Origin of the sequence: Lysinibacillus sp. A4 (genome assembly GCF_024919535.1) — a bacterium.
GTDB lineage: Bacteria > Bacillota > Bacilli > Bacillales_A > Planococcaceae > Lysinibacillus > Lysinibacillus capsici.
Window position 1 is genome coordinate 524,337 of the sequence record NZ_JANWTB010000003.1, and the last position, 17,437, is coordinate 541,773.

Annotated in this window: 14 protein-coding genes; 3 read left to right on the plus strand and 11 right to left on the minus strand. The window is 37.1% G+C overall.

Going from position 1 to position 17,437, the window contains the following annotated elements; translation table 11 throughout:
* Positions 1-101 precede the first annotated feature (101 nt).
* The 7 genes from NY607_RS07995 to pepV all read right to left on the minus strand — a co-directional run bounded on the left by NY607_RS07995 (position 102) and on the right by pepV (position 7,527).
* Positions 102-1,328 (minus strand): carboxylate--amine ligase, encoded by a 1,227-nt coding sequence (locus NY607_RS07995; RefSeq protein WP_259419428.1) that lies wholly within the window; start codon positions 1,326-1,328, stop codon positions 102-104.
* Between the two features lie 127 nt (positions 1,329-1,455).
* Positions 1,456-2,319 (minus strand): YtnP family quorum-quenching lactonase, encoded by an 864-nt coding sequence (locus NY607_RS08000; protein ID WP_048393489.1) that lies wholly within the window; start codon positions 2,317-2,319, stop codon positions 1,456-1,458.
* 11 nt (positions 2,320-2,330) lie between these two features.
* On the minus strand, positions 2,331-2,981 hold the full coding sequence (gene trmB / locus NY607_RS08005; protein ID WP_016991781.1) for a tRNA (guanosine(46)-N7)-methyltransferase TrmB: 651 nt from the start codon (positions 2,979-2,981) through the stop codon (positions 2,331-2,333).
* Positions 2,982-3,077: 96 nt separating this feature from the next.
* Positions 3,078-4,007 carry a diacylglycerol/lipid kinase family protein gene (locus NY607_RS08010; RefSeq protein ID WP_259419429.1) on the minus strand — a complete coding sequence of 310 codons (930 nt, stop codon included), beginning with the start codon at positions 4,005-4,007 and terminating at the stop codon, positions 3,078-3,080.
* 3 nt (positions 4,008-4,010) lie between these two features.
* Positions 4,011-5,015, minus strand: coding sequence for a nuclease-related domain-containing protein (locus NY607_RS08015; protein ID WP_054549930.1), 1,005 nt, complete (start codon positions 5,013-5,015; stop codon positions 4,011-4,013).
* A gap of 223 nt (positions 5,016-5,238) precedes the next feature.
* Complete coding sequence (gene dat, locus NY607_RS08020; protein ID WP_048393484.1) at positions 5,239-6,093, minus strand: D-amino-acid transaminase; 855 nt, start codon at positions 6,091-6,093, stop codon at positions 5,239-5,241.
* A gap of 27 nt (positions 6,094-6,120) precedes the next feature.
* Positions 6,121-7,527 (minus strand): dipeptidase PepV, encoded by a 1,407-nt coding sequence (pepV, locus tag NY607_RS08025; protein WP_115674511.1) that lies wholly within the window; start codon positions 7,525-7,527, stop codon positions 6,121-6,123.
* Positions 7,528-7,884: 357 nt separating this feature from the next.
* On the opposite strand from pepV, the gene NY607_RS08030 reads away from it, so the two are divergent.
* Both NY607_RS08030 and NY607_RS08035 read left to right on the plus strand, forming a co-directional pair.
* Complete coding sequence (locus NY607_RS08030; RefSeq protein WP_004226074.1) at positions 7,885-8,106, plus strand: DeoR family transcriptional regulator; 222 nt, start codon at positions 7,885-7,887, stop codon at positions 8,104-8,106.
* 394 nt (positions 8,107-8,500) lie between these two features.
* Entirely contained in the window at positions 8,501-9,670 is a 1,170-nt protein-coding gene (locus tag NY607_RS08035; RefSeq protein WP_004226066.1) for an MDR family MFS transporter, read from the plus strand.
* Between the two features lie 58 nt (positions 9,671-9,728).
* Here NY607_RS08035 and NY607_RS08040 read toward each other — a convergent pair whose 3' ends face one another.
* The 4 genes from NY607_RS08040 to asnB form a co-directional block, all read right to left on the minus strand.
* The gene (locus NY607_RS08040) at positions 9,729-11,246 is read right to left on the minus strand and encodes a GGDEF domain-containing protein (protein WP_237898492.1); all 1,518 of its coding nucleotides are present in this window, start codon (positions 11,244-11,246) and stop codon (positions 9,729-9,731) included.
* A gap of 167 nt (positions 11,247-11,413) precedes the next feature.
* The gene (locus tag NY607_RS08045) at positions 11,414-12,127 is read right to left on the minus strand and encodes a pseudouridine synthase (protein WP_048393477.1); all 714 of its coding nucleotides are present in this window, start codon (positions 12,125-12,127) and stop codon (positions 11,414-11,416) included.
* 10 nt (positions 12,128-12,137) lie between these two features.
* Positions 12,138-13,751 carry a putative polysaccharide biosynthesis protein gene (locus NY607_RS08050; protein WP_081011001.1) on the minus strand — a complete coding sequence of 538 codons (1,614 nt, stop codon included), beginning with the start codon at positions 13,749-13,751 and terminating at the stop codon, positions 12,138-12,140.
* Between the two features lie 262 nt (positions 13,752-14,013).
* On the minus strand, positions 14,014-15,864 hold the full coding sequence (gene asnB, locus NY607_RS08055; RefSeq protein WP_131521294.1) for an asparagine synthase (glutamine-hydrolyzing): 1,851 nt from the start codon (positions 15,862-15,864) through the stop codon (positions 14,014-14,016).
* A gap of 287 nt (positions 15,865-16,151) precedes the next feature.
* Between asnB and NY607_RS08060 the strand changes: the two genes are divergently transcribed.
* Positions 16,152-17,402, plus strand: a complete 1,251-nt coding sequence (locus tag NY607_RS08060; RefSeq protein ID WP_259419430.1) for a BaiN/RdsA family NAD(P)/FAD-dependent oxidoreductase — start codon at positions 16,152-16,154, stop codon at positions 17,400-17,402.
* Positions 17,403-17,437 lie beyond the last annotated feature (35 nt).

Here is a 17,437-nt window from a genome sequence, read left to right on the forward strand (position 1 = left end):
AATTACCCCCTCACCTTGCTAAAAGGGCTTTGCTGCTACTCATCATATCTAATTCAACAACATAAGAAGCCATCTCATAAAATGAAAATGGCTTCTCTATATTATTCGGATAAACCTTTATTATTAAAGTATTTTTTATACTTACGGTAATAATTTAAATTATTAAGTGTTAGTTTCACCCAACGCTTCGCATTCATATCCTCGTTAAAGTAAAGAGAATTTGTGTATTTACCCTCACTAATTAATTTTCTTGCTTCTAGTTTGAGCTTTTCATTCGATGCATATTTGAATAATACACCTTTAGGAATAACCATCCATAAATGCTTGTCCTGCACATATGTGACTTCTTGCTCGATATTTAACATATGGTCATCCGCAACATACTTCATTAAATTATGCCCACTTGCTGTTACATAATAGCTAGAACGCCCATTACGTAAATTGATTTCAAAAAGTTTATATTGCTTGTCTCGAATATCATATTTCATATCAAAATTCGCAAAACCTGTATAGCCAATGTCCTCTAGGAAGAAACGTACTTGATCCATTAATTCTTTATCATAGGTTGTCACGATGGCTGCATAACTTCCGATTCCTTCAGGAGAATGTTCTTCTAGAATAGGGTTACCTAGACACATCAGCTTCACTTTTCCATCCTTCCCTACATAGGCATTTAACACACGCATATAGGAATCGTCCCCAGGAATAAATTCTTGAATAATCATTGTATCCTGATAAGTAGAGCTATAAATAGCTTTTAATATAGCCGTTTTTTCCGCTTCATCATGTGCCACAAATACTTTTTTCTTCCCAGGGAATTTACAAGCCCAATATTCTACAGAGTTTGAAGCCTTTAAAATAATAGGGTAAGCAAATGGTGGTGTAAAGTTTTCATAGTTGTCAGCTGTCACCGTTGTTGTACCTGGATATTTAAAATTATATTGATCACACATTTTATAGAAATTTTCTTTCAATAAAATTTCATCCATCAACGATTCATCGATATAAGGTACGGTAAAATGCTCTTGTAATGCTGGCTTATTTTTGATGATCAGCTTGGCATAATCGTCCCCACATGCTAAAAGTAATAGTTTTTTATCAGCATATTTTTTTGCAACTTCTGCAAGGGCAGGTGCAAAAACATCTTGTTCATTTAAACGGTCTATTTCTTGAAATTGTAGGATATGGCTATCTTGTGTTGCTGTTAAATGAGAACGTCCTAAGACAAGTGGTTTAATACCATATGCTTCATAAAACGCACGTGCCATACCATATGCATTCATATCTGATCCAAGTAAAACGGGTAAAAATGGTTGTTCAGTTGCCATGTTTATTTCAACTCTCTTTTGTATTTTAGTATCGTGTTAAGTGTATCATATTTTCTATCCTGTTCACGAACAAAAACGCGAGGTATTGACATTTTATATGCCAAATACCTCGCCTTTGCTTGCTCGATTAAAATGTAATAACAGCTTGTCTACTACGCTCTAGTTTATCCACAATCTCTTTGCCTGACTCATCCCATCGAATCATACGGTAATAAGCATCGTGATAGAAAATAAAGCCATAGTTATTTGCAAGGGCTTCTTTCATCAGTCGCTCTTTTGCAAATACACTTGTCATTGGATAATCGTCATAGGCTAATACCCATAATGGATTTTGATGAGCATGAGTCGGCATAATATCTGCCATATGCAATAACACTTCATCATTTTGCGTTAGCTTGATGACAGCATGTCCCTCACTATGACCACCAGTATGAAGCATTTCGATTCCAGGTACTACTTCCAATGACTCTTCGTAGGTTTCAACTAAATGCTGAACTGGCTCCCAATTTTCTTTCCAATAAGTATTTTTAGAACGGATATTGGGGTTACGCATTTCATCCCATTCAATTTTCGTTACAAAAATCTTGGCATTTGGGAAAGTTGGTACAAGTACATCCCCTTCCCACTGCGTTAACCCCCCAGCGTGATCAAAATGTAAATGCGTCATTAACACTGCATCAATATCTGCTGTCGTTAATCCTAACTCTTGTAAGCTATCAGCTAACGAAGATTCTTCTGTTACACCAAAGTTTCGTAGCTGCTTTTCATTTAATTTGTTAAAGCCAACACCCGTATCAATAAGGTAGTTTTTGCCCCCAAATTGAATAAGGATAGGTTCTGTTGGTAATTCAATTTGGTTTTTTTCATTGACTGGATATTTGCGGGACCAAAGAGGCTTTGGTACAACCCCAAACATCGCACCACCATCTAGGCACGTAACACCCCCGTTTAGCCATGATAATGACATATTGTGAAACTGTAACTGATCCATCCATATTCCCCCTACAATTTAGTGATAAATTGCGATTCTAAGCGATAAATCGGCTGCCCCTTGGCAGAAAACTTCTCTTCATATTCTGTCATCACATTATCCTCTGGCATATTTGCATGCAGGTCGAGAGATACATACTTTAATAACATCCCATATTCAGACATACTGATTAAAGAATACTCGAAAAGACCTCGGTTATCCGTTTTAAAATGGACTTCCCCATTATCCACTAAAATCGACTCATATAATTTCAAAAAATCCCCGTGCGTTAAACGTCTTTTTGCATGTCGTGTTTTTGGCCAAGGATCTGAGAAATTCAGGTATACACGTGATACATCGTTTTTGTCAAAGAATTTATATAAATCTGCGCCATTTACTTTTAGTAAACGTAAATTCGCTGGAGATTTTGCCTCTAGCACTTTTTCTAGTGCACAAACAATCACACTATCGTAAAGTTCAATGCCAATATAATTGATTGTTGGATTTTGCAAAGCCATACCGGTTACAAATTGTCCTTTTCCAGACCCTACTTCAATATGAATAGGGTTGTCATTGCCGAAAACAGCCTGCCAATTTCCTTTAAAGTCTTCAGGATTTGGAATAATCACCTCTGGGTGATCTGTAATCATTTCCTCTGCCCAAGGCTTATTTCTTAATCTCAATGTTGTTCCTCATTTCTTTCTTGTGAAATTATTGATTTTTTTATAGTATAACGTATTCCCCTATAATTCGCATGATATTATTGCACAATGATATTTTTATGAATCCTTCACCATAACCTGCCAAGCATTTTGTTGTATTGTACAGTGGATATTGGTCTCTTGATTGACAATGCCAATATAATTACCATCCGTATGGCAGTCAACCTTATCTGCTACGATAAGATCAAAGACCTGCCCCTGTAAAAAAGTAACTTCCTTAAATGTTGTATGCTTTTCAAAAAACACGGTGACAAATACAAGTAATAATTTGATACGAGAAATACCATGTACAATCGTGATATCCACTTGCCCATCATCTGCTTTGGCGGCAGGTGATATTTTCATGCCGCCTCCAAAAAAAGGTTGATTACTCATCGCCACAAACCACGTCTGCTGAAATTGCCATTCCTGTTCCCCTGAACGTATCGTTATGTCAAAGCGTTCAAAGCGAAATAACCCCCTAATTACAGCGACAGCATACGAAAGTTTCCCTAGTCCAATCTTATTGAGATAAAACTTAAGACGAGAAGTGTTAATTGATTTTGTCACAAAGGCATCAAAGCCTATGCCAGCATTATTAACAAATATTTCTTTTCGTTGATTACCAATCTGAACGATCCCTGCATCCATTCTTACATTAGCCAAGGTAGTCTTTACATAATCCTCAATTTGCTGGGCATTGGAAAAGGTATGAAAATAACGTGCAAAGTCATTACCAGAGCCAGCACGAACTACACCAATTATGATGTATTTATTATGTATAATACCACTAACCACTTCATGGATGGTGCCATCCCCACCAACAACGACAAGCAATTTTTTCTCTTGTTGCTGGTGTGCCCATTGTTGAGCGATTTCCTGTCCATGTCCTGCATATTCAGTAAAAGCCACTTGATAGGAAATCGTTAGTTGCTCTTGAAGTTGGAGCCAGACTTTTTTTCCTTTTCCATTCCCAGCGGCCTCATTGACAATAAATTGAACGTTCATACATCATTCCTCTGTTGGCTGAGATGCTTGCTGCCATATATCTCGGTTAAAGGATGTGGTTTGGACCGTATTCAAAATTGTCTGTGCAGCTCGGATTTGCATATGCTTCATAGGAGAGGAAACTTTTCTTAAATGCTCTATCCATTCATGGTAATTTCGGCGATCAACAAAGCGAACCCCAAATGGTGAACCTGGATAATCAAAATACCCATTACGTGATAGCACAACCTTACGGATGGGCATATCAATATCCTCTTGTTTAAATAATTGCGACAGTACCGATTCCATCCGCCCTAAGTTAATCGTTGGATTTAAAACTTTAGAATCCTTCGTCCCTACTTTTTTAATCCAGAAGCGATCACTGCCACCTACATATACAGCTTGATTTTCAGCCTCTAAGACCGTGATACAGATACACTCTGTCGGCGACATTAACACTACATCTAGCTCTATAGGTGCTTTTCTAATTTGTAGTATTGGATAATAAAATAATAGATAATTATCTGGCAATGTTTGCAATAGCATACGGAGCAATGAGTCACGCATGAAGCGAGGATCTACATATGATTTCTCCCGTAATGTTGAACTGGCCCATTTCATTTGAAAATGAAAGAACTGATCAATAAACATTCGTTTCAACTCATGGATGGATTGTGGTGCATACACAATTTTAGGTTCAAATGTGAGTGTCGTTTCTTCTTCTGGAATTATATCCTCATCGCTGACAAGCTCATTTGATATTTCTACTTCTTCAACATCCTCTGTTGTTTCCTTTTGCCGTCCAGCAAACCATTTTTTTATGAAGGTAAAACGTTCTTTTTCCTCGTAAGCCTCCGCTTCCACCTCATTGTCGACATGTTGCCACTCGCTAATATCTTCTCCCAATTCCCACTGTCGCTTAATGCGCTCCCATTGGTTTTTCTTCAAGCGCACAAATTGTGTTGGGTATCTCGCTAAATCAATTTGATAGCGTGAAATGTAATCTTGTAATTTCACCAATTGTGCCATGTAAAGGTCACTCCATTCTTACTCACCATATCTATAGTTCTCTTTTTATCTAGATTGCTTTGGTAGAAAAGAGGCATTGTATTCAATACATCGACAATTATTCTACAAATTTCAATCTGTAAAATTATTCATTACTATCCTTTTTATTTTACATGACGATACCAAACATTACATCCATAAAAAAGAGAACTACCCTTATCGATAGTTCTCTTAAACGGTTCTTTTATTTTGTATTCAAAGAAAGTGGTAATTTCGCCTCAAAAGCTTGTTGCAATTTACGCGTCCATTCACCTGGCACACCAGTACCGATTTGGTTTCCATCCACATCAATAACAGGAGTAACTTCTGAAGATACAGAGGATACAATAATTTCATCCATTGTTAATAAATCAGCTTTTGTCATTGGTTCTTCAACTACAGGTAAACTAATCTCTTCTGCACATTTTAAAATGACTTGACGAGTAATACCGTTTAAAATGAAGTTATTTGCTGGGTGTGTATAAAGCTTACCGTCTTTAATCCCATAAACATTTGCTGATGAACATTCTGTTACGATATCCCCGCGATGTAAAATTGCTTCGTAGCAGCCCTTTTCAGCTGCCTCTTGTTTTGCTAATACTGCACCAAGTAAGTTTAAAGATTTGATATCACAGCGCAACCAACGAATATCCTCTACAAACGTAGCCTTAACCCCTTTTTCAAAGTTTTCATATGCACGTTCACCAGCTTTCACATTACCCGTTAATACAGCTGGAACACTTGCATCTGGGAAAACGTGATTACGTGAATTGGCACCACGTGTAATTTGGAAATAAACATGCCCTGTATCAAGATTATTTTTTTCAATCAGCTCATGTAATAATTTGTGTAAAACGTCTTTTGTATAAGGAATAACAAGACGAATTTTTTCGGCGCTTGCATAGAAACGATCAATATGCTCTTGTGCTGTAAACATATTTCCGTTATAAACTTTGATTACTTCATAAATACCGTCACCAAATTGATAGCCTCTATCTTCTGGTGATACTGCAATGGATCCTTCTTCAACAATTTGATCATTCCATAATGAATATGCCATGTTTTGTTCATCCTTTTCGTCTTTGAGTTATTTTTTTCCTGCAAGTTCAACAATTGCTTCAGCATAAATTGCCGCTGCTTTTACAAGGTTTTCAACGACAACAAACTCATCCGCTCGATGCGCTACATCTGGCTCCCCTGGGAAGAGCATGCCAAATGCCACGCCTTTTTTCATCACACGTGCATACGTCCCACCACCAGTTGATAATAAAGGTGTTTCTGTATCTCCCGTTTGACGTCTATAGATAGCTGCTAATGTCTGGATGAATGGATCATCTTCGCTGACATAATGTGGCTTGGAGTCGTCTTGTATGTCTAGAGAAAACCCTTTTTCTACCGTTAAGCGTTGTGCTGCTGTTATTTTTTCATCGAATGGATAGGAAACTGAATAGCGCATACTAATTACTAAACTGCCGCCTTTATGGACATCATAGCTTACGATCCCTGGATTTAATGTTGTTTGTCCTGACATTGTATCCTCAAACTGCAGATCGAGCTGACTACCATAATGATCCTGATAAAAAACATCTGCAATAAAGTCGACAAATTGTTTACTTGCTTCTGTCGTCAACTCTTGTTGTAAAAATGCTGCAAGATAAACAGCTGCATTGATACCTTTATCTGGTTCCATTGCATGGGCTGCTTTACCTTTGATAGTTATTATATAGCGAGACTCCTCCATTAATAAAGAGCCTTCTAGCTGATTTTTACTTAAAAATGTTTGAAAATTCTGTTCGAATGATGCTGTTACGTGCTGAATTATTGCTTTTGCAAAATCAGGTACCATATTTGGGCGCTTTCCTGCATTAAATAGTAGTAGTTGTTCTTTCGTTGCATCACCCACTTTATTTTGAGAGAACACAAGCTCTGCAATGCCTTTTTCTGCATTGATGAGCGGGAAATCCGCATCTGGTGCAAAACCAATTGTCGGCATTTCCTCCTGTTTAAAATAGTGGTCGACACAGCGGAATCCTGTTTCTTCGTCTGTACCAATAATCATTCGTACTCTTTTTTCTAACGGAATACCTGCATCTTTCACAAGTTTCATGGCCATCCATGCCGCAATCGTAGGCCCTTTATCGTCAATCGCACCACGTGCAAATAATTTACCATCAGCTACTGTGCCGCTGAAAGGAGGGTAAGTCCAATCTGCTTCTTCTCCAATTGGGACAACATCAACATGACATAAAATACCAAGTAAATCTTCACCAGTTCCCATTTCAATATGTCCAGCATAATTATTAACATTTTTCGTGAGCAGGCCTTCACTTTGACCTTTTGCTAGTAACCATTCAAGCGCTTGAAGTGGACCATCTCCAAAAGGTACTTCAGTAGTTATTGTATCCTCATCGAGCACACTATTTATTTGCACAAGCTCCTGTAACTCTTGTATTAATTCGTCTTGCCTTTCTTTTGCAGCTTGTAACCAATCCATACCATGTACCTCCTTCAAAGTATTAACATTATTCTACACCTTACAACATATATGACAATCAGCTTTCTGACAACTATTTTCAGTAACTTCTACTGTCACTACCATATATAGCACGTTTTTCACGTATTCCCACAAAATACAGTATAAATTTTATATATTAATTGTAAATTTCTCTTGCATTCACTAGAAAATTAAGTAGTTTTTCTATATAATAAAGTTATCAGAATAATTGTTCTGACTATAAAATTAGAAAAGGGGATGTCTAAGGCAGCTACTTATTAGCCTAAGTGCACTCCGCACATATTGTCGTCCGCTAGTCTTTGCCAAGAGAATTAAGATGAAGGAGTGGTTCATTTAATGAAACCAACTACTGATCGAATGCTTAATCGTATTAAAGACGTGTACATGTTTATTTTAGACAAAGGAACCGTGTCTACACAGGATTTAGTCGAAGAGTTTAGTATCACTCCTCGCACCGTTCAAAGAGATTTGAACGTGTTAGCCTTTAACGATTTGGTGACGAGTCCAAGTCGAGGCAGATGGACAACGACGAAGAAAAAAGTAAAATTAACGTCTTAGTTTTACGTTTTGTACGTAAAGCATTGTGTATGGAAAAAGAATGACCTTTCGTCGGGGTCATTCTTTTTTGTCGTTAGAAGATTTTTAGATTTTTTCCCACTTTGCTTACTGACTTCTCCAGCTTGCTTTCTGTGTAAAGTAATTATTTTCATCACTTTTTCAGTCATCTATCTATGCAAAGCAATGATTTTTATCTTACTTCCATTCATCTATATAAAACGATTATTTACATTGCTCCTTTACCCTTCAATCTGAGCCTCACATCTTAGCATAGCAACATAAATTTGCGCGCCATTATCTGCTCTGTGCTCTTTCAAGATTATTTTAACTATTTACAGTTGCTTAACAATCCGTTAAACTCGAAACATTCTAAATGTTGAGAGGAGGATTTTATATGACTTTGTCAAAGTTGTTTCATCCATTAGTTTGGATTATTTTAGGTGGAACAATTTTTACACGTATTGCAAGCTTTATGGCAATGCCTTTTTTAGCAATTTATTTACATAATGAAATTCAAGCCTCTCCCTTACAAATTGGATTGACAATTGGCATCGCGCCGCTCATTTCCACAGTAGGTGGATTTTTCGGGGGTTATTTAACAGATCGCTTTGGTAGAAAAAGCGTTATTCTATTAACAATTATCGTTTGGAGTCTTGTGTTCTTTGGCTTCGCAACGGTTCATGCTGTTTGGCTTTTTATTCTATTCAATGCTTTGAATGGTCTTTGTCGATCATTTTTTGAACCTTCCACACAGGCATTGATGATTGACTTTACACCTGCCGATAAGCGAAAAAGACTATTTTCCTTACGTTATACGGCCATTAATATTGCGGCGGTTATTGGTCCTATTATTGGCGTGTATATCTCACAGCTCTCCAGTCCCAGTATCCCTTTTATGCTGACAGGGATGATGTATATTATTTACGCAGTCTTTTTATTTTTTGTCTTAAATCGCTATCAAATGCAGCAACCCAAAGCGGTTACACAAACAAAAATACTCAGTACATTCACAATTCTTTTGACAAATCGTGTGCTACTTAGCTTCATATTGGGAGCCATTTTAATCAATATTGGTTACTCGCAATTTGACTCAACGCTACCACAAATTATCGAATTAAAGATTGATGAAGGCGCAAAACTTTATTCGTTATTAATCTCTCTTAATGCAGCAGTGGTGTTATTACTACAATTACCTATTAGTATAGTATCAGAGCGTTTTTCATCTACAGCAACATTATTAGTAGGTGTACTGTTCTTTGCTATTGGATTATGTATGTTTGGATTCTCCAATAATTATACACTCTATATCATTGCCATGATTATTTTTACCATAGGTGAAATCTTTGCCTTCCCTACAATGAATGTCATGATTGATGAAATTGCGCCAGATACTCAAAAGGCAACCTATTTAGGTGCTGCACAATTTAAAAATTTAGGTGGCTTTATTGGCCCAATAATAGGCGGTTGGCTCTTGACGCATTATATGAACGCTATGTTTCCAGTCATCGCTGTTCTTGTTTTATGTAGTTGTATCTTTTATAGAACAAAAATAGCTGCTCATTAATAAACGCCCCATTGCTATCAAAATAGCTAATTATGCTATCGATAGAATGGGGCGTTTTTTAACTATTATAACCCTCGTCAGCAGCGACCTCTGCAAAACTAGAATATTGATCCTTACCAGCATTTTTGGATTGATAAAGCGCTTTATCGGCCCGTTCAAATAAGCTCATTTCTGTATCCTCAGCATGGTTATAAATGGCTCCGCCCATACTCACAGACAACACAGACCATTTCTCGCTAGCTTGGCCATCATATCTAACTGACCTTATTTGAGTCAAAATGGCCTCTGCCATGTGTTGCATCTGTTCCTCTGTTGTATCGTATAAAACAATGGCAAATTCATCCCCACCGAAGCGTACGACAAAGCCACTTTGTTTCACAACATGCTTTAAAATCTTTGCTGTTTGAATGAGGATATGATCTCCTTCTACATGACCAAATTGATCGTTTACTTGTTTAAAGTTATCTAAATCAATTAACAATAAACCTGGCACATTCAATTTTCTTTTTCTTAATAAATTATCAATTTTCCTAATATATGTAGCACGGTTATAGACACCAGTTAACGGATCGAAGGTAGCTAGGTGTATTGTTTTAGATAAAATTTTATTAATAACTAACAGCATAATAAAGGATGTTAGTAGGGCGATAAACAGTAGAATCCAAAATTGTTTCGTATTTTTTTGGAGAGCTTCCATTTTAGTGAAATTGATAAATTTCACATAGACAATTCTTTTGGATGACTCCCCTCTGACTGTCTCTGCTTCATAGGGCAGAAAACGATGTGTTTCTATATAACCATTGTCTAATGCCTTTTCATACTCAACTGGCTCCATTGTTTTCTTTGCTAGCTCGAAGTATTCTTGAAATTTCTTAGATTGCTCCTGTACAGTGATTTTCTTTGATCTCGAATCATTAAAGAAAACGCCACCTGCATTAATGGCTTGCACATCCACTAAATCAATATACTTACCAATTAAGTACTGTGCAGTTTTCTCAAAATTAAAGGTTTGGAAGACAGGATCATTTAGTAGGTCTATACCTAACTCAAACAAATATTTCTTATCATGTGTTGCTAGATAGCCAAATTTTCGATATTCGCCTGTTGATGTTGAAATATCAATTCCATCTGTAAAAAATTCGCCGCTAGCGCGCCTTTCATCCAATAAAGTAGAAAAACGTTGACAGCAAAGCGAGAAATCCAAGCCAATATCTTTGGCAAAAGTCGTGTAAACCACTGTATTGGATTGATCCACTATGTAAATATCCATACCATGCTTCTTTTTCATTTGCTGCAAATCCCAAGTAGCTACATTAGGGTTTTCATGGTAATAGTTTTTTAACTGTCTAAGCTCCTGTTCCATTTTGTCTGACATATTATTATCAAAATAAAAATGGGCGTTATCAACAGTTTGCATATCTGTCAAAATATGATTTTCAATTAATATTTTATTCATGCTCACTTGTTTCTCTATCTCTGTTACCAGTATTTGCCGGTTCACATATGAAATAACAGCAACAAGTATGACTGCAAATGCTATTAGAGATAGTAATAATTTAATACGCAGGTTCTTCATTTAATTGTCCTCTACTTATTTTATACCATCGTCTTTTGGGGAATATTTCAAAATATGATACATTCTATGACTATATCACAATAACTCATTTCATATTATACAGTTACAGTCATATTACTGTATATAAAAATCCCCGATGCTATGTGAGGCATCGAGGAATAATATGTTTAATGATTGTTTTGTAGACCGTTTAGCTCTTCAGCAGTGAGCTCACGATATTCACCTAACGCTAGATTTTCATCTAATTTCAGGCTTCCCATGGAAATACGCTTTAAATATGTTACACGTTTTCCTACAGCCTCAAACATTCGCTTTACCTGATGAAACTTGCCTTCTTGAATCGTTAGCTCTATTTCAGATTGCTGTGCAGACTTTAAGATCACAAGCTTTCCAGGTTTTGTAACATAGCCATCATCTAGCTCAACACCATTTGCAAATTTCTCGGCATCTTCTTCTGTCACAACGCCTTCAATCTGTGCGTAATAAACTTTTGGCACATGCTTTTTGGGAGACAATAAATTATGAGCTAATTGACCATCGTTTGTTAATAAGAGCAACCCTTCTGTGTCTTTATCTAATCGACCAACAGGAAACGGTTGAAAATGCTGGTGTAATGGCTCTAATAAATCAATGACTGTTTCATCTCTTAAATCTTCAGTGGCAGAAATAACACCAGGCGGTTTATTCATTATAAAATAAACAAATTCTGTATAAACAACGCGCTCTCCAAACACTGATACAATTTGCTTTTCTGGGTCTACGTGTAAAGCTGCATCCTTGACATAATCACCGTCTACTGTGACAGCTTTTTGCTTTAATAGCTGCTTCACTTCCTTACGAGAGCCGTACCCCATATTTGCTAGTAATTTATCTAAACGCATCGTTCCACTCCTATTTCAATCCCAGTTTACTCATAATACGGGTTAATCGTTCACCTAATAGCTTTTGGGCTAAACCTAGGCGTAATGATAAAAAGCCATAAACAGCCGCACCAACACCCGCACAAATAATTGAGAATAGTAATGCTGAGAATTTACTATCAACTGGTCCCATTAGTAATTCCAATAATTTATGCACAATCAGCACGCTAATGGCCATCGCCATTGTCAATAAAGCAATTAGCATGACACGACGCACAACCATTTCTGATCGATAATTCAACGTTTTTCGTAAAACAAGCATATTAATGATAATCGAAACACTGTAGCCAATAGCTGTAGCTACTATAGCACCATCAGCCTCTAACCAGCGAATTAAAGGAATATTTAATGCTAGCTTTACGAAAATTCCAGATAATAAGCTGAAAACAATCCACTTTTGAAAATCAATTCCTTGAAGTAAGGCTGCTGTGACTTGAAATAACGCGAATAAAATCGCGACAGGTGCATAATGCGCTAAAATGGTTGCCCCCATTTCGCTTTCTGAATAAAGCATAAAATAAATTTCATTGGCTAATAAAGAAATACCAACCACAGCTGGCAATGTAATAAAGATTAAAATTTGATAGGTCTTATCCATTGCATGGCGGAGCGCTAAATACTCCCCCTGTGTAAAATACTTTGTAATTGTTGGTACAAGCGCCATCGAAAATCCAGTCGCTAGCATAACAGGGATGATAACAACTTTATGTGTCATAAAGTTAATCATTGATAAATAAGTATCTGTTACTTCTGCTAAACCAATGGACGTCATTGCTCCATTAAACGTAAGCATGTCGACTAATTGGAACAATGGATTCGCCACCCCTACAAACACCATTGGGATGGAATAGGTAATCACTTCTTTATAAATATTGGACATTGGTAGCTGTGTGGAAGTCACACTTTGGCTACGTAGTAGATTAAATTCAGGCTGATATTTTTTCCAGTAGTAATAAAGAACACCTAATCCACCGATTGCTCCGATAAATGCAGCAAACACAGCAAAGGAGATGGCTGTCTCTGGTTTTCCTTTAAACACAATCACCACTAGGAAAGATCCACCAAGTAACACAACAATTCGCACAATTTGTTCCACCAATTGTGAAACGGCAGTAGGCTCCATTTTGTCGTAGCCTTGGAAGAAGCCCCGCCATAGACTCATAAATGGCACTACGATTAAGGCAAAACTAACCCATCGTATTACTGAAGCAATTTGTTCAACTGTAAAGACCTGTTCCTCACTCTTAATAACTAGCCCTGCAATTGGCGTAGCAAGTAGAAAGAGGGCAATAAATGCTGCAAAGCCAGTCATCATCATAATAAGAATGCCAGATTTCATCAGCTTGCGACCCGATTGATAATCTCCCATTGCGTTATATTTGGATACAAATTTAGAGACGGCTATTGGCGCACCTGAAATGGCGATTGCCAGCATAATTGAATAGGGAATATATGCATATTGGTAAAGCGCAATGTTCTTCTCGCCAACAATTGCATAAAACGGAAAAATATAAATTAATCCGAGTACCTTCGATAAAAACATCCCCATTGTTAATATCGCAGTACCTTTCATTAAATTGGACATCATACCCATCCATTCATTGTAAAATCAATATTATTATCGTAACACTTCAAAGCATACTTATAAAACTTTTTCGTTTTAAAACAAACGATATGCAAGCGCTGTCACTCTAAAAGCAATAAAGTAAACCAACTGTAATCTTAACATATTTATAGGAAATGAGACGCATAAAAACACCAAAAAGTTCATTCATAAAGAAACTTGATGAAAAAAGGCCTTAAAATAATCGGTGAGGAATTGAACATCCCCACCGATTAGGTATTTCTTATACCATGTCCACAAAGAACTTTTTGTACCATACTAGGAATACATAAACTGTCCAAATATAACGACCGCGATTTGCTTTCCCTTCGTAGTGCTCATCTAGATAGCCAACTAATTGTTTTGTATCAAAAAATTCATTTGCAAAGTCAGTTGTAAACATTTCTTTTACCATACTGTAATACTTTTCTTCACGTAACCAGTGACGAATTGGCACTGGGAATCCAAGCTTCGGACGCTTTGCCCATTCTTCTGGCAATTCCTGATGCGCAGCTTGACGTAGAACATATTTTGTATCGATATCATTCACACGGTATCGTGATGGAATATTTTTCGCTAACTCCATTACTTCTTTATCTAAAAATGGTACACGTAATTCAATTGAGTGTGCCATACTCATTTTATCTGCCTTTAATAAAATATCACCAGGCATCCAAAGATTTAGATCTAGATACTGCATTTTTGTCACATCATCATCGCCAGGTACTTCATCATAAATACGTTTTGTAATCGATTTTACAGATGGCGCATTTTTATAAGCTGGCTTTAAAACATTAATAGCATCCACTTCATCCCAAACTACCGCTTCCCCAATAAAGCGCTCTTCTACTGTTTGAGCACCTTTGATAAGGAAATTCGTGTATTGATTTTTCGGTAGGGCTTCTGCCATTCCACGTAATGTTTTACGAAGACCTAATGGTAATTTTTCATATTTTTGCATTCTTCCAGAGTTTTGATACCAAGCATACCCACCAAAAATTTCATCAGCACCTTCACCTGATAGGACAACCGTTACATCTTTTGAAGCAAGCTCCGAAAGGAAGTAAAGTGGCACTGAGGATGGATTGGATTGTGGTTCATCCATATGCCATTGAATTTTAGGTAGCGCTTCAAAGCACTCATCTGCGGTAATGTATCTACGTTCATTTTGAATATTCAACGTATCTGATAAATCTTTTGCAAGATTTGTCTCATTGAACATATCTTCATAGTCCGCAAACCCGACTGAGAAGGATTTATCTGGGCGTAATAAAGACGTAATATAACTAGAGTCAATACCACCCGATAAGAATGAACCTACTTTTACATCACTGATTTGATGGGCCTCTACAGATTCTTTAACAGTTGAACGAATTTCTTCAATATATTTTTCGATTGGTGCTTCTTTTGCATGGAATTTTTTATCCCAATATTGCACGATTTGCTTTTGTCCATTTTGAATCAGCATATAGTGTGCTGGTGGTAATTTAAAGACACCTTTAAAGAATGTTTCATCCATAGATGAATACTGGAATGTTAAATATGGGCGAAGTGCCTGTTTATTTAACTCTTTAATAAATGATGGGTGTGGTAAAAACGATTTAATCTCAGAGCCAAAGATAAACGTACCGTCTGTTGTATGCTCAGAATAATACAATGGTTTGATCCCAAAGCCATCGCGCGCAATGAATTGTAAATCATTCTTTTTATCCCAAATACAGAAGGCGAACATCCCACGCAGTTTCTTCACAAAATCTACGCCATATTCTACATAGCCATAAATAATGACTTCACTATCCGACTGCGTTTTAAACGTATGACCTTTTTCAATAAGATCTGCACGCAGCTCTTGGAAGTTAAAAATTTCTCCATTAAATACAAGCACAATATTACCATCTGCACTATATAATGGTTGATTTGCTACGTCTGATAAGTCAATAATACTTAATCGACGGAAACCTAACGTTACTTTATCGTCACTATGAATACCACCGCTATCTGGTCCACGGTGAATAATTGTATTCATCATATTTTCTATCGTCTGATGATGATCAATCACATTTGTTCCATTAATATAACCTATAAATCCGCACATTCTATTTTTCACCTCATAATTTAGTGCATAACCTTTACCATAATAGCACGAAAAGACATTCATTTCATGCTGACAATGCTAATAAAGGAAAACTTTCATTCATCCAATTGTATAACAAAGAATATTGTGTTTCATTCTACTGTATAAGCTCTTCATCCCAAAAGAAGAGATAAAGAATTATAAAACACTTTTCTATTATTTTCAATGTCAAAGAAAGTCCCTCTCTATATAGACTTCATGTATAATAGGAAAGATTCCTAATTTGAACAGAAAGTGAGTTTCTAACTATGTATGATGTAATCGTGATTGGTGGTGGCCCATCTGGTTTAATGGCGGCGATTGCTGCTGGAGAGCGCAAAAAGAAGGTGTTATTGTTAGAAAAAGGCACAAAACTAGGCAAGAAATTGGCCATTTCTGGCGGAGGACGCTGTAATGTTACAAATCGTTTGCCTGTTGAAGAAATTGTGAAGCATATACCCGGTAATGGCCGTTTTCTCTATAGTCCATTTACCGTTTATAATAATGAAGATATAATTGCATTTTTTGAAGGGCTTGGTGTCGCCCTAAAGGAAGAGGACCACGGTAGAATGTTCCCTGTATCCAATCGCGCACAAGATGTCGTTGATGCGCTGATTAGACAGCTACAACGTCTTCATATTGAAGTTCGTTTACACACAGCTGTCAGTAAGCTTCTAATGGATGAAGATAAAATTTTGGGTGTACGTCTTGCTGATGGCACCGAAGTCCGTAGTCAAGCAGTCGTTGTAGCCGTTGGGGGCAAGGCGGTTCCACAAACAGGCTCAACAGGTGATGGCTATCCTTGGGCTGAACGTGCGGGTCATACAATCACTACCTTATTCCCAACAGAAGTTCCTGTTATTTCAAAAGAAGATTTTATTCAAGCACGTGAGCTACAAGGACTAGCATTGCGTGATGTTGCTGTCTCCGTGCTAAATAAAAAAGGCAAGATACTCGTCACCCATCAAATGGATATGCTCTTTACCCATTTTGGTTTAAGTGGTCCTGCTATTTTGCGTTGTAGTCAATTCGTTGTGAAAGAATTAATGAAAACAGGCTATGAGCCCGTGACAATGCGTATTCAAACACTGGTACATTATAATGAAGAAACATGTCTACAATATTTAAATAAATTAATAAAAGAAGATCCGAAAAAGGCTGTGAAAAATGTTTGGAAAGGCATAGCACCTGAACGATGGCTCTTGTTCTTATGTGAGCGAGCACATATTGATGTTCAATTGACGGGCGTTGAATTATCCCAAGAGAAAATTCGTCAGCTAGCACGTTTACTAGTAAACTTCACGTTAACAGTGAGTGGCACACAGTCACTTGATAAGGCGTTTGTAACAGGTGGCGGTGTCTCTGTAAAAGAAATCGAGCCAAAAACAATGGCCTCAAAGAAAAAAGAAGGACTGTTCTTTTGTGGAGAAATTCTTGATATTCATGGCTATACAGGCGGCTATAACATCACTTCAGCCCTCGTAACGGGACGTATTGCAGGAATGCATGCGGCATTATAATAGGAGAAAAAGCGTGTCCGTGGAACAACGGACAC